Here is an 18,824-nt window from a genome sequence, read left to right as displayed (position 1 = left end):
TTCAAAATATTTAATCCATCAACAAAAAAATACACCAATATAATAATTGATGTATTTTTTCATTCTTGTAAATTAGGTTTACATAATAATATTATTGAATTCTAAATTGGTAGTAATTTGTATAAACAATCCATATCTCGCCAAGCATATGCTATTTCTTCTATATTTAGTCTTTCTAAAAATTTTGTATCAATTTTTTCAGGATTATATTTTTCATAAAATTTTTTAGAAGGATTATTAGAGACAACCCAAACTAAAAGAGATTGCATATTATTTTTTTTACAATCTGATAGTAAAGCTTGAAATAAACGTTGTCCTATCTGCATTCCTTGATACTCTTGTAAAATGTATATTGCATATAATTCCCCATCACAATTATATGTCCCCGTTCTTTCAGCTCCACCATCGATAAATCCGATAATTTCCCCATTTGACGTCTCTGCTACAAACCTATACTCGTTCTTATCATCTTTTTGGAAGATGCTTTTCCACAGGTTTTCTCGTTGTTCATACGTTATATTGTCTAAAACCCCGTTAGAAAATATCCCTTTATACGTTGTTTTCCAGCTTTCCACATGCACTTTTGCTATTGCCGAAATATCATCTTTTATTGCCCTTCTAATATGTAACTCCATCCTTTTCATCCCCTTTGAAAATAATAATAACAGAATGTTTTTTCATACAAAAAAAGAGTGAACTTTCCTCACTCTTTTTATCTACTTTCAACTTCTACAGATACAACATGATCAATCTCTTTTAACGAACTATATAACTCAGTTGTATATAAATCTTCTGGCGCTAAAATGACCATTTCTAATTGCTGTGATGCTCCATTATCAATATCTTTAATTTTCACTCGCTTCACTTGCATGTTTAAATTTTTAATTTGCTTAAAAATCCCATCTAACTCTCGATGCTCGTTCACGGTAATCTTTATTGATAAGTCCTTTTGTCTCAATGAATACGGTCCTGCAATTTTCACAAGTTGAGGAAGTACATTAATTGCTAAAATGATTAAAACCATAGCAACTATCGCTTGTATATAAAATCCTGCTCCAATCGCAATACCTAAAGCTGAAGCAGCCCATACCATTGAAGCTGTCGTTAATCCAGAAATAACGTCATTACTTCTTCGTAAAATTACCCCCGCCCCAAGAAAACCAATACCACTAACAATTTGGGCAGCTAATCGCATTGGATCCATATTCGTATGACCCGGTACAGAATATACATTTACAGATTCAATTGAAACCATTGTAATTAAACAACTTGCTACAGAAATAACCATACTTGTTTTCACACCAAGCGGTTTATTCTTTAGCTGCCTATCTATCCCGATGAATAATCCTAAAAAGAGTGCTAAACCTAATTTGAATAAAAATTCATATGACATATTTCATTCTCCTTACTTTACAATGTTTTCCTTCGAATAATACACTATAACTCTTTTATGATATCAATTCCAGTCTTTTCTATTCATTTAACGACAAAAGCCGAAAAAACACTTTTTGCAATGTTTCTCCGGCTTTTTCTATAGCTTTTTTATTAGGATTAAGATCATTCTTTATTTTTGTTCTTTAGTCTTAATCTGTGCATCTTTGTAAAATGCTAATTTACTGTCATTATACTCTTTTGTGTGTTTGTTAAATTGTTCTTTCGCCTTTTGAGCTTCCACATTTAACTCATTAACAGTTTTAACTTTTTCACCAATTTCTTTTAACTTCGTTTCTTTTACTTTTAATTTTTCATACAGCTCTTTTTCATTCGCTAACGCCTTCGTGTAATCCTCATTCATTTTTTGGAATGCATCATAACGGTTTTTATACGACTCTTCTACTGCTTTAGCTTGTTTTTGTAATTTCTTATCTTCAAGCTTCTCTATATTGCTTTGAACTGATTTCGTCTCCTTCTGAGCTTTCTCTAACAGTTCTTTCTCGTTTTTCAATACTTTCTCACGCTCATTTACATTTGCAGTAGCTTCCTCTATCTTCTTCGTGACTGCTTCATTATGTTCTTTACCTTCTTGTAAAATTTGAGAATATAGTTCTTGCCCTTGCTTTTCTAATTGCTCTAACTTTTTCGTATCATCAGCTAACGATTTTTCTTGTGTCGCTGCTGTTTCAAAAGCCGTATATAAATTTTCTTCTGGTTTTTCACCGAAACAACCTGATAATAATCCTACTGATAATGCTCCGACAACTGCTACTTTTCCATACTTCAACTTCAATTCCTCCAATTACATACGGTTATCGTGCCAGAAATTCACTGGGAAGTGATTCTCTTCATGATATGCTTCAAATTCATAACCTTTTTCTTTTAGACCCTTTAAAATTGCTGGCACAGCAGCAACTGATTGCGGGTGAATGTCATGCATTAAAATGACTTCTTGCGGTTTTGTTGCACCAGCTAATACATTTTGAGCGATTTGCGCTGCCGCTGCATCAACTGGTACTTTATTGTATTTCCAGTCTAAAGAGTCAATTGTCCAGTCCCACACTTTTAAACCATCCTCAACTACTTTATTTCGGAGACCTTCATTTAAACCAGGCATCGATCCGTATGGAGGACGTGTTAATTTAGGGGCTTTCCCAATAATATTTGCAATTAAGCCTTGATCTTCTTTCATTTCATTAACATACTCGCCATTTTTATATAACTTCGCAAAATTGTGTGTCATACTATGCATTCCAACATAATGTCCTTCTGCATTTTCACGTTTTACTAAATCAGGAAACTGTTTTACATTCGCACCAATTAAAAAGAATGTCGCCTTCGCATCATGCTGTTTTAACATATTCAATAATTCAGCCGTATATTTTCCTGGCCCATCATCAAATGTAAGGTAAGCAACTTTTCTTTCCTGTCCATTAAAACGACTTGGTGCCGTTTTATTCATTTCAACTTTCGATTGTTCACTTGCAAGCTGCACTACATTTTCTTGTTTCGCAACAGCTTTTGCTGGTGAAGTAATAGATTGAAACATGAAATACCCAATAGCTACTGCTGCAATCGCTATTAAAACGACTACTACTCGTTTAATTTTAAAAGCCTTTTCCATTCTATCGAATTCCTCTCCCTATTAATCTTATATATAAATCACCCAATATAATTATACATCTATTTATTTTATTACACTATATAAACAAACAATATATGAATTATAGTGGGAGCTTTATCAAAATTGTTGTTCCTGCCTCAACAAACTCTTTATTCTTTTCATACCAATTCTTGATTGCACTATGTACAACTTTCAAGAAGATTTGTTTTAACCTGTTTGATCTTCCATCAATTCAATTCGCTTTCAATTTGCAATGAGATGAATCTATTTTCTCTACTTTAGGAGTTAATTACCAATTCTTCTCCTCTAGTATATCGTACAATTACACCTTTTGTTTATATAAATTTAAATGATTTAAATGATTTGAATGTAGACTTGAAAAACCTAGTAGCTTTTTTACTAAAAAAACAAATAAAGCAATCCATTTCCATAAAAAAAGATTGGCTGCGGCCAACCTTTTTTTATACTTATTCATTTCGAGTTGGTTTTGGTGTAACACCTAAATGCTCATTTAACTTATTCGAAATATCTTTCACATTTTTTTCGTTTGGAATGTAATAATAAATACCACCAATACGTTTATCCGTTCCTTCTATTTGCAGTTTTTCCATTTGCAAATCTGATCCTGCCATATTTTTCGTAATAGCAAGCATATCATCAAATGTTAAATTTGTTTTCATGTTTTTATCAACTGCATCAAGTAAAGAGCCCATTTTGCTAATTGATTGAACAGACATTGCTTTTTTCGCAATTGCTTCAATTACAAGTTGTTGTCTTTGACCACGCATTGTATCACTGTCAATTTTACGCGTTCTCGCAAGTGCAAGTGCTTGCTCTCCATTTAAATGTTGGAAACCTTTTTCTAAATGAATCATACCTGCTTGGTCTTTACTATCTTGTTCTGTGAAAGTAACCGGTACATCAATATCAATACCACCAATTGAATCTACAATTTGTACAAATGACTCGAAGTTAAACTTCACATAATAATCAACTGGAACATTTAAAAATCTTTCCACTGTATCTCGTGTACTTTCAACGCCACCAAATACGTGTGCGTGTGTAATTTTATCTAATTTTTTTCTAGATGGAATATATACGCGTGAATCACGCGGAATACTTACTAATTTAACTGACTTATCATCTTTATTAATTGTCGCTAATAAAAGTGCATCTGTCCGAACTGCTTCGCCATATTGGCTTTTTCTCATTTCACTTCCGTCTACACCCATAATTAAAATTGAAATATTATCCTTTAAAGGTTCAACTTCTTTATCACGTTTTGATGACTTCTCAATTTTTGCATATGCATCACTTACAACAGCTTTTGCCTTGTTATATATAAACGATCCATATCCTACTCCTCCAAAAATAAGTAGGAAAAATGGAATTAAAATGAACCATTTTATTGACTTTCGTTTAGAACGTTTTTTATTGCTTCTCGTGTTTTGTTCTAATTCAGAGCTCATGTTCATTCTCCTCTCTTTCTCTTTTCCTAGTATAATGTATGTCTAGTAATCTTCATATTGAATTTCCTTTCAATCACCTTACATTTTTGTAAGGTTACATCATGAATCCAATATGTATTCCATTTCACATTATACTCTCGTGCTTATTTTTGGCAAGTCACTGTTTATCAACTTCAAAAATTTAACACTTCAAAACATTCGAATTCATAGATTTATCATTCTGTTATTTGCAGGTAGTAAGAACCTCGAATTTCAGTAAGAATAAAGAGTCAAATTTTTGCCGTAAAAGCTCGATTGAAGGCTAATAATCAGTGGGGGATGAACACCCCCACTGATTAAAGTTTCACTTTATTATTTCTCATTTGGTGTGTATATCATTTGCTTCCCATTATTAATAATTAAAGCTGATTTTGCTTGTATTTTCGTTTTTTCTATTTCTACATCTTTATTTGAGAAATTCACAATAATTTTAATATCTTTTCCATATGAAGAAGATTGTACCAGCTTATCTTCTGACAGATATGCAAAGTTCGTCATTTCTTCTTTTACTGCTTTTTCATGAACTTCATTCCAAACTTTCAGATGCTGTGTAATTTCTTTTTTATGCTTATTCCACTCTACTTCATCTAAATGGTACAACGGAGGAACATTATACAATAACTCATATAACATACGATTTCCTACCTCATCCTTTACCTTTAAACTTCCCCATTCCCAGTGGTGAGTTGCAATAATGGAATCGTTGTATACTAATTTATATAATGGTACCGAATATACTGGATTTAAATATACTTGTTTATACTCTTCTTTTAAAGGTACTTGTTTTGCATACTTTTCTGGAACATTTTGATTCGGTGACCAATATCCACCGACATAATACGGACTTGTTTTATTTTTTCTCATATCTTCATCGTCCCATTTAATAACAGGCGTTTCAATTCCGTGAGCAAATGCAATTGTACTACTTGCAAAATCATTTCCGCCCTCAGAACCAACTACCATCCCTTTTTCTTGCGCAATATACTCCATTCGTTTAAGTCGTGCTTTTAAATCTTGTTCTTGCGTTGTTATATGCTTTTCCGAATAGTCATCATAAATTTCGCCCGTCGCATCACAATCAATAAACCATGAATTATATTTAGGACCATTTTGTAATATATCGTTTATTCGTTCTTTTACACTAGGAAGTGATAATGTTGGATTTAGTTTTCGCCCTTTACCTAAAAACCCTTGCACCTTTTCACCGTTTTTCTTCGTTACAGTTGCTTCTTCATATAACGATGGATCAGTAAAGGAAGCTGTGTTCCAATTTTTATCCCCTTTTTCGTGAATAGAATGATAAGAATCATACGGACCAACTAAATATCCCATTTTCTTCGCTTCTGTAACGAAATTAGGCTGCATAAACCCTTGTTCCCAGTTCGGTAAACCAATCCACGCCTTTTCTATCCCGGCCTCTTTCATTTCCTTTAGTATATCCGTCCCATCTGCTTTACCCCATTTACTTACTTCTTCAACTGCATCACCAAGCACTGACTTTAGTAAATGTTTATTTAAGCTATACAGCTCTGTCTTCGATAAGTGATCTACACCTTTCTTTAATAACACACTCGCTTCCTGATCAACTTTCGGAAAAATATCCTCTTTATACAATTCCTTCATAGATAATACTTCGTTTGTATAGCGTAAAATAACATTTTTTTGGTACTTATCGATAAAATCTTGTTTACTCACTTGCTCAAATACATTCAATTCCCCAGGCTCTGAACTATTCTTTTGAATAAGCTCTTTTATATGTCTAAACACCGGGCTATTTATTTGCTCTCTTAGCTTCGGCCAATTTACGTTACTTTCTGATAAACCATTTTGATTCCAAAAGTAAAAATGGGCTGCCCCGTAAAGTTTTTCGATTTCTTTATTTTTTCTTGCTTTTTCTTGTAATGTTTTAAATTCACCTTTTTCAACAATATTATCCTTATACAGTTTAGCAATACTTACTGCATCATTATTTGTCACATATAACTGAAATCCGTATGTTTTATTTTTATTTATGCTCGGGAATTCATGTGTAAAATCAAACCCTATTTTCGGATCCGAATGAAATTTCAATTCATTATTAAACATATTATTCGCAATATATACGATCGAATATTTAGAACCATTTAATGCAAAAAACTTCATAGAAAATGATTCAGCAAATGAATATACATCATCCTTTAAAAACTTCTTCCAATTCTCATCATTACTTGGAATTTGCTTACCTTCCCATAACGGAAGTGTATAATTTTCAGCTTGCACTTTTGGCCATGTGAAACTTTCTGCACCAGTCGATTCCACTTCAATATTTAAGTGATCTTTTTTCTTTTCTAAATTTACTTTTACTTTTTGATCCGGGTATTCCCATGATGTATGATCCTTGTCTTTTTTCAAATTCGATACCTTCATTTTCGGTAACGGTTGTGATGCCTGTTCTTTTACACCATCATGTTCTACAGTTAACGTAAAAGTCTCAGGATTTACATCGTAAGTAAAATCTTTATACGTCGCTTTCTTTATTTTAGACTCTTGTACCGCATTATTACCTTTTACATCACACCCGACTAAAGTCGAAAATGACATAGTTGTAAGAAGACATATCGCTATCATTTTTTTCATCTTCTGCACCTCCACCACTGAATATACAGGTGCTTTGTTACAGGAATATGGCAAAAAAATAATAGAGTTAGCATAATGCTAGCTCTATTATGAGTAAAAAATTCACGTATAACTATAATCTGTTTAAAGAAAATATATAATACAGTGGGACTTTAATCCTTGTTTTTTTATTCTCACTAATAATTAGATCAAGCAAATCAAAATTTCATCAAGCTTTCCTTAACTGAAAAAGTAAGTGTATATAATATATCCTAAAACTAGCACTAAAATTAATATCCCTGTACCTTTCCAATTCATACCACCTGTCATATCAACGGGGCTACCTGATTCCGCCCTGTTGAGTCCATCATCCAAAGAACTGGTAGGGTTATTTTTTAATTCACTTTGTCTCATACGCTCCCTTTTTTCTTCTGGTGACTCTTTTGAACTCATATAATCACCTCCAAAATCGTTCTTTACTCAATTATACAAAATGAATATTCATTTTATATTCTCTTTTTAAAACATTATTTCTCCTGAAAAATTCCAGTTAAAAATAGATTATCCATAACTTAAAGAAAGCTAGTGATGCTAGCTTTCTTTATAATCCAATATGTTCTTCCTTATTTACAGTAATCCCTTTATGATCAATTTCAAGCTCACATACTTTCATAGCTGCAAATACTCTCGCTAATTGGTCAGCAATTTCTTGACGTTTCTCATACGGAGTTAAAATAAAAATGGATGGTCCCGCGCCACTAAGGGCTGTACCATATGCTCCAAATTCCTTTGCACATTTACGAATAGATGGTAATAACGGTACAAGTTCTAAACGATACGGCTCATGAAAATGATCTCTTTCCATCATTTCGCCTACAACTTCCCACTTCTTTTGGCATAATGCAGCTACTAATACATTACTTATCGCACTAGCCTTAACTGCTTCATGAAACGGAAACATCTCTGGTAATACAGATCGACTTTCATCCGTATTTAGCTCTTCATTCGGAATAAGAGAAATTACGCCTAACTCCTTACTTTCAATCCTTACGATCGAAACATTCTTTCCATCCAGTACTCCGATTACAGTTCCACCTAAAATAGAAGCAGCAACATTATCTGGATGTCCTTCAAAGTTTGTAGCAATTTGAACTTTTTGATCAGTTGCTAAATGCAAATTTCCAAGTTGATTGGCAAGCTCTATTCCTGCTACAATCGCTGATGCGCTACTTCCTAGCCCTCTTGTCAGCGGAATATTACTAGTAACTTCTATTATATGGGGTGATAAAGAAGGACATACTTTACATGCCGTGCTAACAATTAAATTTTTATCGTCTGTTGGAATCGAATCGTCAAAAGAATGTATCACTTGCCATTTATCTGCTTCCGCCTTTACACTCACTTCCAAATATAATGACAAAGCTATTCCAACAGAATCAAATCCAGGTCCAACATTCGCTGTACTAGCAGGAACACGAACTCTTAATGGTATCACGACATAATCACCCCTTTAATATGATCTTTAATTTGTTCTATATCATTTGATACACTTGCAATATCTAAATTATTAGAAGAAATTGCGATATCCGGATCTTTCAAACCGTTTCCAGTTAAAACTGCAACAACTGTTTCTCCCTTTTTGATTTTTCCAGATTGAACATGTTTAATTACGCCCGCTAATGAAGCATTTGATCCTGGCTCAGCGAAAACCCCTTCCGTTTTTGCTAACAATCTATACGCATGTAAAATTTCTTCATCTGACACCATATCTATTTCACCATGAGACTGCTCGGCAGCCTCTACTGCATACGACCAACTTGCCGGGTTACCGATGCGAATTGCTGTTGCAATTGTTTCAGGTTCTTCAATTACATGTCCTTTTACAATTGCAGCTGCTCCTTCCGCTTCAAAGCCGTGAATTCTTGGCTTCTTATAACCTTTTTCTTTCTCGTATTCACAGAACCCTTTCCAGTATGCTGTAATATTCCCTGCATTCCCAACAGGGATAGCTAAAACATCTGGCGCGTTTTGCAACTGGTCACAAATTTCAAATGCTGCTGTTTTTTGCCCTTCAATTCGATAAGGATTCACTGAATTTACTAATGTAATCGGCTCTTCTGCAGCAATATTTCTTACAGCCTTAAGTGCATCATCGAAATTCCCTTCTATTGAAATAATCTCCGCTCCATAAGCAACTGCTTGCGCTAATTTCCCATGCGCAATCTTTCCTTCTGGTATTACGATAATACATTTCATTCCGAGGCGTGCCGCATATGCGGCAGCTGATGCCGATGTATTACCTGTAGATGCACAAATAATTGCCTCTGAACCTTCTTCTTTCGCCTTTGCAACTGCCATCACCATGCCACGGTCTTTAAAAGAACCTGTTGGATTCGCTCCTTCATATTTCCCGTATAACTGAATCCCTAATTGCTTTGATATATTTAATAATGGAATCAGGGGTGTATTCCCTTCCATTAAGCTGACATCAGGTGTGTTTTCATTTACTGGTAAATAAGAAGCGTACTGGTTTAATAGTCCTTTATACATATTGTTTTTCCTCCTCAATAATGTAGTAACTGTTTATTTCACTTGCGACATCTTCTATCGCTCCTAAAACTTGTTCGAATTGATATTTTGAAGTTTGATGCGTCACAACAACGACTTCTGCAAGTTCCCGGTTCAAAGGTAATTGGATAACCTCTTTTAAACTTACAGAATAATTAACGAAACATTCCGTTACTTTTCGCAACATCCCTGGCTCATCTCGTAATGAAATACGTAAGAAATATTTCGAAACAACTTCTTCATCTCCTTGTAATTCGTACGGCTCTGGTTCTTTTAACGCACTTTTATTTTTCGGAACTTGATTCATATTTTTAACGATTGAAATAATGTCACTTACTACAGCAGAACCAGTTGGTAACTTCCCAGCACCAGGTCCATAAAACATTACTTCCCCCACCGCTTGACCGTGAACATACACCGCATTGAATTCATTATTCACATTCGATAATGGATGCTGGCTTGGTAATAAAGTCGGTTCTACACTTAAATGAATGGCTGATCCTTGTTTCTCTGCTTTACCAATTAATTTCATAGTAAATCCTAATTTTTCAGCCATTTGTAAATCTTCTTTTTCAACCTTTCGAATCCCTCTCACTTGCACATCATCTAAAGAAACATTCATCGAAAATCCTAAGTTTGCAAGGATTGCTACCTTTCTCGCAGCATCTAGCCCATCTACATCTGCTGTCGGATCCGATTCTGCAAAGCCTAATTTTTGTGCTTCCTGTAAAGCCTCTTCATAAGACCATCCATTTTGACTCATCTTTGTTAACATATAGTTTGTTGTGCCATTTACAATTCCCATTATTTTTTCAATTTGATCTGAAGCTAGCCCGTCTGTTAATCCCCTTAATATTGGAATCCCACCCGCTACACTCGCTTCGTAACATAATTCACATTCATTTTTATTTGCCAGTTGTAAAAGCTCCGCACCGTATACGGCCATTAAATCTTTATTTGCTGTTACGACATGTTTCTTACTTTGCAAAGCCTTCATAATATGCTCTTTCGCTTCTTCAATTCCGCCCATTACCTCTACTACAATATCAATATTTGAATCATTTAGAACTTCATCTACATTACTTGTTACTACGATTCCATCAATGCAAACATCACGTTCTTTTTCCAAATCACGTACAACGACTGTCTTTACCTTTACTTCATATCCTGTATCAAGAGTAATTTTTTTACAATGTTCTTTCAAAATATGGACAACACCACTTCCGACAGTACCTAAACCTAATACCCCAACATTAATAACGTTACTCATCTTCTAATCTCCTCCTAAATAGTTTAATTGTTACACCTATGAATCACCTTACTCTGCTTTTTAATCATGCAGGTGGTGGTTATTTCCGTACGTACTAATCGTTTCATGTTACAGCACCTCCTTTCAAAGTAATAAAAAAACACACTCATCCCTAGGAAAGGGACGAATGTGTTTTCGTGGTTCCACCCTTGTTCCAACCTAGACTTATTTTCTTCTAGATTGCTCAAGTTCAGATAACGGCTGATACCGTCAATAACTACTAGATTGCTCGTTCACTATTGAAGTTCAAAGGTGGTAAGATCATTTCTCGTGTTAGGAAGCTCACAGCCTTGGCTTCCCTCTCTGTAAACCGTAAAAATGTTCTCATGTCCTTATCGTTACTTTTTCGTTCATATATATTTGTTAACTCATTATACTCGCATAAAAAACAAAATCAATACCGTTTTTTAATTATTTTAAATTTTCAATCTTAAATACTATAAAAAACACACTCATCCCTAGGAAAGGGACGAATGTGTTTTCGTGGTTCCACCCTTGTTCCAACCTAGACTTATTTTCTTCTAGATTGCTCAAGTTCAGATAACGGCTGATACCGTCAATAATTACTAGATTACTCGTTCACTATTGAAGTTCAAAGGTGGTAAAAACATTTCTCGTGTTAGGAAGCTCACAGCCTTGGCTTCCCTCTCTGTAAACCGTAAAAATGATTTCATGTCCTTGTCATTACTTTTTCGTTCATGTCTATTTGTTAATTTATTATAGTTATGAAAATTTTAAAAAGCAAGCCTATTTTCACTCACTATTTTCAAGGTGTCTTTTTATTATATTTCACAATAACATTTTATAATGGCCGCTCCATTTACCTATTTTGTAATTTTTCAACTTGTAAATCAGCGGTTCATATATAAATACCCCATTCTAAAACGAGTAGATATCCACCTTCTAAAACTATATTAATAAATAATTTTTAATACAATCTTTTCGTATAACTTTCTTCTAAAGAACGCGCAACCTCTTCTTCTGTAGCATTCACTTTCGCATGCTCCAGTAACATTTTTGCAGCAGAAGGTAACTCTTTTGTATTTAACCATGACTCTGGCTTCCACATTTCCGAACGGATAAAAGCTTTTGCACAATGAATATAGCATTCTTCTATTTCAACAACAATCCCAAGTATCGGATTACGTCCATTCGCCTGCATCTCTTTCAAAATTTCTTCATCGTTTGTAATACACGCTCGGCCATTTATTCGGAGTGTCTCCCCAAGGCCAGGAATAAAAAAGATTAACCCTACGTGCGGATTCGAAATAATATTTAAAATAGAATCTATACGACGATTACCAGGTCTTTCAGGAATTATAATTTTATTTTTATTTAATACATATACAAATCCAGGTGCATCTCCTCTCGGCGAGGCATCACACTCTCCGAATTTATTTGCAGTAGATAATACTAGAAAAGGAGATTTAGACAGAAAATCTATGCAATGGTGGTCGAGTGATGAAATAACTTTTTTCAAAGCCCGTTCACTTGGTTGCCCCAATATTTGTCGTAATTCTTCCTCTGTTGAAATAATCGATTTTATTTCCTTACTTTCTATCCCCACTTATAATCACTGCTACTAAAAATATAGACAAATGTATATTCTTAGAGTATTCCTGCTTCTACGTGTCCTGTCTCGCCAAGCAATCGCTACTACAGTTTGCTGTAACACTCCACAGGCGTAAATTCCGATGTAGCCCACCGTACATATATACAATCTATTTATGTTAGTATTGTATATTCTTTTGCTTGTAAAAGATTGATCGCTGCGTTCAAATCTCTATGCATTACATTGCCACATTCACATGTATATACTCGGTCAGATAGCTTTAAATTCGCTTTCTTTTGACCGCAACATGAGCACAATTTTGACGATGGATAAAACCGGTCTACTTGACGTAATTCAATTCCATATTCCTCACATTTCGTCAATAACCATGTTTTAAATGTATAAAAGCACTGCTTAGCAACTGCTTTAGATAGATGTTTATTCTTTAGCATACCTTTCACATTCAAATCTTCCACTGTAATAAACATTGGCTTGATTTTCACCACATTCGTTACAATAGACTTTACATACTCTAGTCGAATATTCGCTAATCGAGCGTGCAGATTTTGCACTCTAAGAACATTTTTATCTATATTCGCTCTTTTATTAGTAACAGATTTTTCACCTCTCTTTTCCAGATTTTCAAATTTACGCGCTAAAGAGCGTTGTTCACGTTTTAACCGTTTTTCTATCTTTTTTACTTGTATTGTTTTATTGATATTTTTGTGAGTTTTTCCATCGCTACGTACAGCGAAATCCTTCACCCCTAAATCAATCCCTAGACCTATCTTATTGAGTGTTCGCTTTGTTGCTGTTTCTTCCAATTCGCAAAGTACAGATACAAAATATCTTCCTGCTCTTTGATATACTGTGCCACTTTTTACAGTTGCATTTTTAGGGATATATCCATATTCTTTTAACCTTACCCAACCAATTGTGGGGATTTTTATTCTATGCCTTTCTACTGTCCAATCTGTTTTGTTGTTTTTAGGAAAATAGCACTTTACATCTTGCTTCTTCTTTTTCTTATATCGTGGAAATTTAGATAAACCCTTAAAAAATCGCTTAAAAGCTTTATCCCCGTTCATAATCGCTTGTTTTACAGCTTTACTTGATACTTCTTTTATCCACTGATCACATTCTTTTGTATAGACATTGTTCAACCATTTAGAAAAGTCATACCCACTTAGAAACTTTCCTTCGGCTTCATACAGCTCTTTGTTTTTAGAGATATACAGGTTGTAAACATATCTACACACACCAATCGTCTGATTTATTTGGGTTATTTGTTCTTTTGTCGGATGGATTTCTATTAGATATGCTCTTTTCATAAATCTTCATCCTTCGATATTTTCTTTTTGTATTTCCTTAACCCGTAAATTCTACAACTGAATACATGAACGATAGATAGTAAATCTTGAATAAGCTCTTCCTGTGGAGATAATTTTTCATTATTTACAACAATAATCTCTACCCAAAACGTATGAACCTATCTCTGTGTGCAATAATAATAGTTGAGACATTACCGTCCGTACAATCTTCAATCAGTTTATTCCACTGTTTCCTGTTATAATTCAAACCACTGCCAATATCCTCGATAACCTCATCTACAATAATCACTCGTGTGTAAATAACCGTTTTACCTACCTTATTTTCTTCTTGAATCCCCATATAGTCTTTACACTGTTTATCTGTATAATATCCTCTTCCTTTAGGGTTTCGGTAAGCGGTCAATACACCCTCGTTATCTCACCTCTGTAAAGTTCTTACAGATACATTAATTATTTCAGCAAATTCTTTTGGTTTATATTGCCTCATAGGTAGATTGTAATACATTTGTCTATATTTATGTATATTTTATATAACCGTATTTAGCTCCTTTTTCTTTATTTTCCCAAAATTCAATACAAATATTGTATAATAAAATTTGCAGAAAGGGGAATTAAAATGACAGAGTGGTTAACGATATTTGACCCTAAAAAAAATACACTTGGAAAGAAATTGCGTGATGAAGTACATCGTGATGGTGATTGGCACGAAACATTTCATTGCTGGTTTGTAGAAAAAGATGAAGAGGATATGTTCTTATATTTCCAATTACGCTCTAAAAATAAAAAAGAAGCTCCGGGTATATGGGATATTACATCCGCTGGACACATTATGCATGATGAAGATGTACAAATTGGCGGTCTTCGTGAAATTGAAGAAGAATTGGGGCTTTCCTTTCAAACTACTGATTTAGTATACAAAGGAATCTTTAAAATAGATTATGAAATTTCAAATCTCACTGATCGTGAGTTTTGTCATATGTATTTCCATAATGTAATACAACCACTTCCATTTGCACCAGGTGAAGAAGTAGACGATGTGATGAAAGTACATGCAACTTCTTTTCTACAACTATTAAAAAAAGATATTTCATCTATAACGACTATTACTATTTTAAACAGTAATCCGATAACGATAACACTTGAAGATATTTATCCATATGACCTTGAATACTATGAATTTGTTGTAGAACAAGGAAAAGAATTGCTAAAAAATAATAGTTTGTAAATAAAGTGAAACTTTAATCAGTGGGGGTTTTGTTCATCCCCCACTGATTATTAGCCTTCACCAATCGGGCGTTTACGGGCAGCCCGACTCCCACCTAACATCTTTGCTCCAACCGAATTTTGAGGTGGGGTGTCTTACTGCCCACAAATAGCGGGATACAATAGGACTCCCAGCTTATATTGCCCGGGAGTCCTATTGTATTTATCATTATTGTTCAAGTGTCTTCAGTCTTTTCTCTACTCGCATAAATAAGCGAATGATTAACAATAGCATGACAGCCATAATCACTGCTGTTGTATGGGGATATCTAAATAGTATACTAATAACACTTCCAATTAACATCATAATAAATCCATTTTGTTTCATCACTTCTGCACTATACCTGTTACCCGCATCCCATAACTCTTTATTTTTCATAGATCTTTTCGTCCGGTAACCATATGCTGCGTTAATATCTGTCGGTAGATTTTTTTGAAGAATAAGTGCGGCAAGTATAAATATAATGCCAATCAGCATGCTCATTCCTATGTTTACTAGTGCATACATCAATTATATCCCCTCCTAACCTACACTTTCATTATACGGTATAATCCTGTATTTCCCAATTGATAACACATTCATTCATTTTCTTTCTTTCGATGTTTGGAACATACTTGGAAGTGTTACAAAACGTGCCCCTTTCGTTTTTAACTGCGGAATGATTTTGTCTAGTGCATCTACTGATCCTTGTAAATGTCCACCTGGAGTTGAATGCTGAAGTATGACACTACCTGGAAATGAATTCCCTAACACATTATTTGTAATCGTATCAGCACTTACACCTTTCCAATCAACCGTATCAACACTCCACTGTACAATCATAAAATTTTGCTCAGTCGCCCATTTCAATTGATTTTCAAGTATTTCACCATACGGTGGACGTATAAATTTAGGAGCATAACCAGCTAAACGATTTAATATTTCTTCCGTTTTTATAATTTGATTACGATACTCTGCCTCATTTACTTTCGCTAAATTCGGATGATTATACGTATGATTACCAATTACATGCCCTTCATTAGCGATACGCTTTACTACATTCGGATACCTTTCTGCATTTTCACCGAGCAGGAAAAAAGTAGCTTTTACATTATGTTGTTTTAACTTATCTAAAATTTTTGGCGTAAATACTAAATCTGGTCCATCATCAAATGTAAGAGCTACTTCCGCTTTATTGTATGGTCCTGAAAATGCATACGCATATTTTTCGGCCCACGAAAACGGTGTCCATGATCCCCGATCCTCTTCTTTCATTTGGACTTCATAATTTTGAGGAACATGTAATGCGTATGGCAATGCGTTTATATAGACTCCATAATAAAATGAATGATATGGCATATAAGCATACGAAACCTCTCGTTCTAGTCCCCATTGAAATGGAACGAACCTTTCTGGTGAATAAAAATAATACATGATAAAAACCTCCCTAAAATTTCATATGTCGCTTATATGCACTTTGTTAGAGAATTTCTTATCAATATACAAAAATAAGACTGTCCATTATTATTTTATTAAAAGTCAAGAAAATGATTGATTTTTTTGCAAGTAGATGGTCTTATATAATGTCACACATTAAATAAAGAAAAAATAAGGATAGGAAAGCAGAAGTATGATCTGCTATTTCTATCCTTTTTTGTACTATAAATGACCTCATTTACTACAACAACATTTTTAGACCTTATTAAACTAAAGCATACGTTGATTGAAGTAAGAAAAAAGGCTTTTCTCCTATTGAAGTAAATACCTGTTAGTTTTTTTAAAAAGAACCTTCTCTAATGTTCAATAACAATTTCACCTTCACCTGTTGGTACTTCAAAACCATTAAGGAAGGAAGTTAAAATTTCTTCTGTTATTGTGAAGGCAGCATTTGCATCAAAACGTTGGCTTCGTATTTTAAGTCGTTTACGTAGATCATTAGGATTTACTTTCAAATAAATCAGTTTCCATTTACCGCCAGTCTCTTCAATAAGCTGTTTATATTGGCTCCTTTTTGAGCGTTGCCAAAAACTGAAGTCAACTACAACATGTTGTTTATCCTGAATCAACATTACTAATTGATCCCTCAATTTTCTTTCGGCATCTTCCTTGTATTTCTCATACTTTTCAATTGGATAATCAATCCCAAAACGACCATTAGTAGACCAAATTTCTTCATCAATTGAAAGACGTACAAAACCAAATTTTTCTAATTGTTGTGCGAATGTTGTTTTCCCAGAGCCTGCAACACCACACATCAGAACCACTATAGGGTTAAAAGGGTCTCGTTCACGATTAATCAGGTCATCTAAATTGAATTTTTCAAACATCAGTATACTCCCCCTAATTTTTAACTATAAACGAATTCCAATACAATCCTTTTATAAAATATTAATCGTTTTATTGATTTATTCAACTGACATTCTAGTTAGTTGAATAAATAGCAGGGGACTACTACTTAAACATTTTAAATGATTAGCCAATTTTCACTTTACCACAACATTATGTAACTGTTATAATTTTCCGTTTTTTTGTTGTGGTTGTAAATAAGGTCTAATAAAACACCACAATATATAAGTGATGTACTAATTCAATATAAGGTGTAACATTAAAGATACTTTACTATTCTTACGCTAAGAATGTACATTCACTTGTCTTTAATATTACAAAGCAGGACAGTCTTACTACTTTGTAATATTAATAAATCGATGTACTATCTTTCGGCAAAACTTTCACATATTTTAAATAGCTCGTCACTTTGTCATCATCATCTTGCGGATATCGATATCCATAAGTGTTAGCAATTTCATTCGCAACTTCCCTAAATAAATCTCCCATTACAAAGAATGACTCCCAAATGTTTTCATATTCTTCATTTGAAAATGTCTTTTTAAATTGCTCCCACATATCTTTTTCAAAATACTGTTCGAAATGCTTCCCAAACTTCCCTGTATTAACTGTACAGCCTGTTTTCATCCCAATATGCCATTCTAGCATAACAATGAGCATATCTCGCACAGGGCCATCAAGCATTCCTTTCACGTAAGAAAGCTCTTCTCTCCATAGCCCCTTTGCCACATTTGTACTGCACCACCAAAATTCATTACAGCAATCCGAAAATTCTTTTTCTGTAGGCTTTTTTATTAAGTAATCCTTATCGCTTGCTGGTGGTAATTCTTCAATACAATCGTCTTTATCGAGAATCAGTTTACTTAAACTATCTTGTCCAACAAATTTATTTATTAACTCAACTGGAACTAGCATTAAATCAATCCGGTTCCCATCCGTAAACTGCATTAGATATGGGAACTTTCCATCTTCATCAGCTGGAAGTAACGACATTTCTTCCGGCATTTGCACAATCATTATTTCTCCAAATCTATGAATCCAATTATGATTAGACGTAAAAGATTGTATATCTTTTACAACATACATAATATCATAGTCTTGAAAACAGTCTTTTTTCACATTTGGATTTACACGTGATCCATTCATGATAACAGCTCGAATTCTTTCATCCTCTTTTGCTGTATTTATAATTAAGTCTAGCATTTCTTTTTCAGTTCTCATCTACTTATAGCCTCCAATTTTTTAATATATAATATAGTGCTTTGTATATTGGAGGTCCACGAGCTAAATATGTTATACACCATACACGTTATA

General features: G+C 33.9%; 17 protein-coding genes, 1 pseudogene and 2 other annotated features. Of the genes and pseudogenes, 1 reads left to right on the top strand and 17 read right to left on the bottom strand.

All coding sequences use genetic code 11. From position 1 onward, the window contains the following. Nucleotides 1–101: 101 nt before the first annotated feature. The 13 genes and pseudogenes from FT637_RS10445 to FT637_RS10385 form a co-directional block, all read right to left on the bottom strand. Entirely contained in the window at nucleotides 102–635 is a 534-nt protein-coding gene (locus FT637_RS10445; RefSeq protein WP_193646197.1) for a GNAT family N-acetyltransferase, read from the bottom strand. Between the two features lie 77 nt (nucleotides 636–712). Next, on the bottom strand, nucleotides 713–1,393 hold the full coding sequence (locus FT637_RS10440) for an MgtC/SapB family protein (protein WP_193646196.1): 681 nt from the start codon (nucleotides 1,391–1,393) through the stop codon (nucleotides 713–715). A gap of 171 nt (nucleotides 1,394–1,564) precedes the next feature. Next, on the bottom strand, nucleotides 1,565–2,221 hold the full coding sequence (locus tag FT637_RS10435; RefSeq protein ID WP_193646195.1) for a YkyA family protein: 657 nt from the start codon (nucleotides 2,219–2,221) through the stop codon (nucleotides 1,565–1,567). Between the two features lie 15 nt (nucleotides 2,222–2,236). After that, nucleotides 2,237–3,058, bottom strand: coding sequence for a peptidoglycan-N-acetylglucosamine deacetylase (locus tag FT637_RS10430; protein WP_193646194.1), 822 nt, complete (start codon nucleotides 3,056–3,058; stop codon nucleotides 2,237–2,239). Nucleotides 3,059–3,525: 467 nt separating this feature from the next. Further along, entirely contained in the window at nucleotides 3,526–4,527 is a 1,002-nt protein-coding gene (locus tag FT637_RS10425) for an LCP family protein (protein WP_193646193.1), read from the bottom strand. A gap of 351 nt (nucleotides 4,528–4,878) precedes the next feature. Next, nucleotides 4,879–7,182, bottom strand: coding sequence for a glycoside hydrolase (locus FT637_RS10420; RefSeq protein ID WP_193646192.1), 2,304 nt, complete (start codon nucleotides 7,180–7,182; stop codon nucleotides 4,879–4,881). Between the two features lie 219 nt (nucleotides 7,183–7,401). Next, on the bottom strand, nucleotides 7,402–7,614 hold the full coding sequence (locus FT637_RS10415; RefSeq protein WP_193646191.1) for a DUF6366 family protein: 213 nt from the start codon (nucleotides 7,612–7,614) through the stop codon (nucleotides 7,402–7,404). 148 nt (nucleotides 7,615–7,762) lie between these two features. Then, nucleotides 7,763–8,656, bottom strand: a complete 894-nt coding sequence (gene thrB, locus FT637_RS10410) for a homoserine kinase (RefSeq protein WP_193646190.1) — start codon at nucleotides 8,654–8,656, stop codon at nucleotides 7,763–7,765. Beyond that, entirely contained in the window at nucleotides 8,653–9,711 is a 1,059-nt protein-coding gene (gene thrC / locus FT637_RS10405) for a threonine synthase (protein WP_193646189.1), read from the bottom strand. Before thrC ends, thrB begins: the two co-directional genes overlap by 4 nt. Beyond that, a complete protein-coding gene (locus FT637_RS10400) occupies nucleotides 9,704–10,999 on the bottom strand; it encodes a homoserine dehydrogenase (protein WP_193646188.1) in 1,296 nt (431 codons plus the stop codon). The genes thrC and FT637_RS10400 overlap by 8 nt, the downstream gene beginning before the upstream one ends. 155 nt (nucleotides 11,000–11,154) lie before the next feature. Then, nucleotides 11,155–11,386, bottom strand: a binding site (T-box leader). A 114-nt stretch (nucleotides 11,387–11,500) separates the two neighbouring features. Beyond that, nucleotides 11,501–11,732 (bottom strand) — a binding site (T-box leader). A 234-nt stretch (nucleotides 11,733–11,966) separates the two neighbouring features. After that, nucleotides 11,967–12,605 (bottom strand): pyridoxamine 5'-phosphate oxidase family protein, encoded by a 639-nt coding sequence (locus tag FT637_RS10395; RefSeq protein WP_193646187.1) that lies wholly within the window; start codon nucleotides 12,603–12,605, stop codon nucleotides 11,967–11,969. A gap of 158 nt (nucleotides 12,606–12,763) precedes the next feature. Continuing rightward, nucleotides 12,764–13,897: a transposase gene (locus FT637_RS10390; protein WP_319805947.1), complete on the bottom strand. Its 1,134-nt coding sequence runs from the start codon at nucleotides 13,895–13,897 to the stop codon at nucleotides 12,764–12,766. Continuing rightward, nucleotides 13,842–14,408: pseudogene (locus FT637_RS10385) on the bottom strand (MerR family transcriptional regulator). The gene FT637_RS10390 and the pseudogene FT637_RS10385 overlap by 56 nt, the downstream one beginning before the upstream one ends. A gap of 129 nt (nucleotides 14,409–14,537) precedes the next feature. Here FT637_RS10385 and FT637_RS10380 point away from each other — a divergent pair. Beyond that, on the top strand, nucleotides 14,538–15,146 hold the full coding sequence (locus FT637_RS10380) for an NUDIX hydrolase (protein ID WP_193646185.1): 609 nt from the start codon (nucleotides 14,538–14,540) through the stop codon (nucleotides 15,144–15,146). Between the two features lie 207 nt (nucleotides 15,147–15,353). Here FT637_RS10380 and FT637_RS10375 read toward each other — a convergent pair whose 3' ends face one another. The 4 genes from FT637_RS10375 to FT637_RS10360 all read right to left on the bottom strand — a co-directional run bounded on the left by FT637_RS10375 (nucleotide 15,354) and on the right by FT637_RS10360 (nucleotide 18,731). Continuing rightward, nucleotides 15,354–15,692, bottom strand: a complete 339-nt coding sequence (locus FT637_RS10375; protein ID WP_193646256.1) for an SdpI family protein — start codon at nucleotides 15,690–15,692, stop codon at nucleotides 15,354–15,356. Nucleotides 15,693–15,767: 75 nt separating this feature from the next. Beyond that, the gene (locus tag FT637_RS10370) at nucleotides 15,768–16,598 is read right to left on the bottom strand and encodes a peptidoglycan-N-acetylglucosamine deacetylase (protein WP_193646184.1); all 831 of its coding nucleotides are present in this window, start codon (nucleotides 16,596–16,598) and stop codon (nucleotides 15,768–15,770) included. A gap of 359 nt (nucleotides 16,599–16,957) precedes the next feature. Beyond that, a complete protein-coding gene (locus FT637_RS10365) occupies nucleotides 16,958–17,491 on the bottom strand; it encodes an AAA family ATPase (RefSeq protein ID WP_193646183.1) in 534 nt (177 codons plus the stop codon). Nucleotides 17,492–17,858: 367 nt separating this feature from the next. Further along, nucleotides 17,859–18,731 (bottom strand): aminoglycoside 6-adenylyltransferase, encoded by an 873-nt coding sequence (locus FT637_RS10360; RefSeq protein WP_193646182.1) that lies wholly within the window; start codon nucleotides 18,729–18,731, stop codon nucleotides 17,859–17,861. Nucleotides 18,732–18,824: the final 93 nt, after the last annotated feature.

The organism is Bacillus cereus, from assembly GCF_015071065.1.
GTDB classification, from domain to species: Bacteria; Bacillota; Bacilli; order Bacillales; family Bacillaceae_G; genus Bacillus_A; species Bacillus_A cereus_BA.
The sequence above is the reverse complement of the archived record's forward strand: the minus strand, read 5'-3'. Positions and strand labels throughout refer to the sequence as shown.

Excerpts from the sequence above, each read along its gene's own strand:
- FT637_RS10360 (WP_193646182.1), bottom strand. The coding sequence starts at position 18,731 with ATGAGAACTGAAAAAGAAATGCTAGACTTAATTATAAATACAGCAAAA.
- FT637_RS10420 (WP_193646192.1), bottom strand. The coding sequence starts at position 7,182 with ATGAAAAAAATGATAGCGATATGTCTTCTTACAACTATGTCATTTTCG.
- thrC (WP_193646189.1), bottom strand. The coding sequence starts at position 9,711 with ATGTATAAAGGACTATTAAACCAGTACGCTTCTTATTTACCAGTAAAT.
- FT637_RS10415 (WP_193646191.1), bottom strand. The coding sequence starts at position 7,614 with ATGAGTTCAAAAGAGTCACCAGAAGAAAAAAGGGAGCGTATGAGACAA.
- FT637_RS10425 (WP_193646193.1), bottom strand. The coding sequence starts at position 4,527 with ATGAGCTCTGAATTAGAACAAAACACGAGAAGCAATAAAAAACGTTCT.
- FT637_RS10445 (WP_193646197.1), bottom strand. The coding sequence starts at position 635 with ATGGAGTTACATATTAGAAGGGCAATAAAAGATGATATTTCGGCAATA.
- FT637_RS10440 (WP_193646196.1), bottom strand. The coding sequence starts at position 1,393 with ATGTCATATGAATTTTTATTCAAATTAGGTTTAGCACTCTTTTTAGGA.
- FT637_RS10370 (WP_193646184.1), bottom strand. The coding sequence starts at position 16,598 with ATGTATTATTTTTATTCACCAGAAAGGTTCGTTCCATTTCAATGGGGA.
- FT637_RS10375 (WP_193646256.1), bottom strand. The coding sequence starts at position 15,692 with ATGTATGCACTAGTAAACATAGGAATGAGCATGCTGATTGGCATTATA.
- FT637_RS10365 (WP_193646183.1), bottom strand. The coding sequence starts at position 17,491 with ATGTTTGAAAAATTCAATTTAGATGACCTGATTAATCGTGAACGAGAC.
- FT637_RS10380 (WP_193646185.1), top strand. The coding sequence starts at position 14,538 with ATGACAGAGTGGTTAACGATATTTGACCCTAAAAAAAATACACTTGGA.
- FT637_RS10430 (WP_193646194.1), bottom strand. The coding sequence starts at position 3,058 with ATGGAAAAGGCTTTTAAAATTAAACGAGTAGTAGTCGTTTTAATAGCG.
- FT637_RS10400 (WP_193646188.1), bottom strand. The coding sequence starts at position 10,999 with ATGAGTAACGTTATTAATGTTGGGGTATTAGGTTTAGGTACTGTCGGA.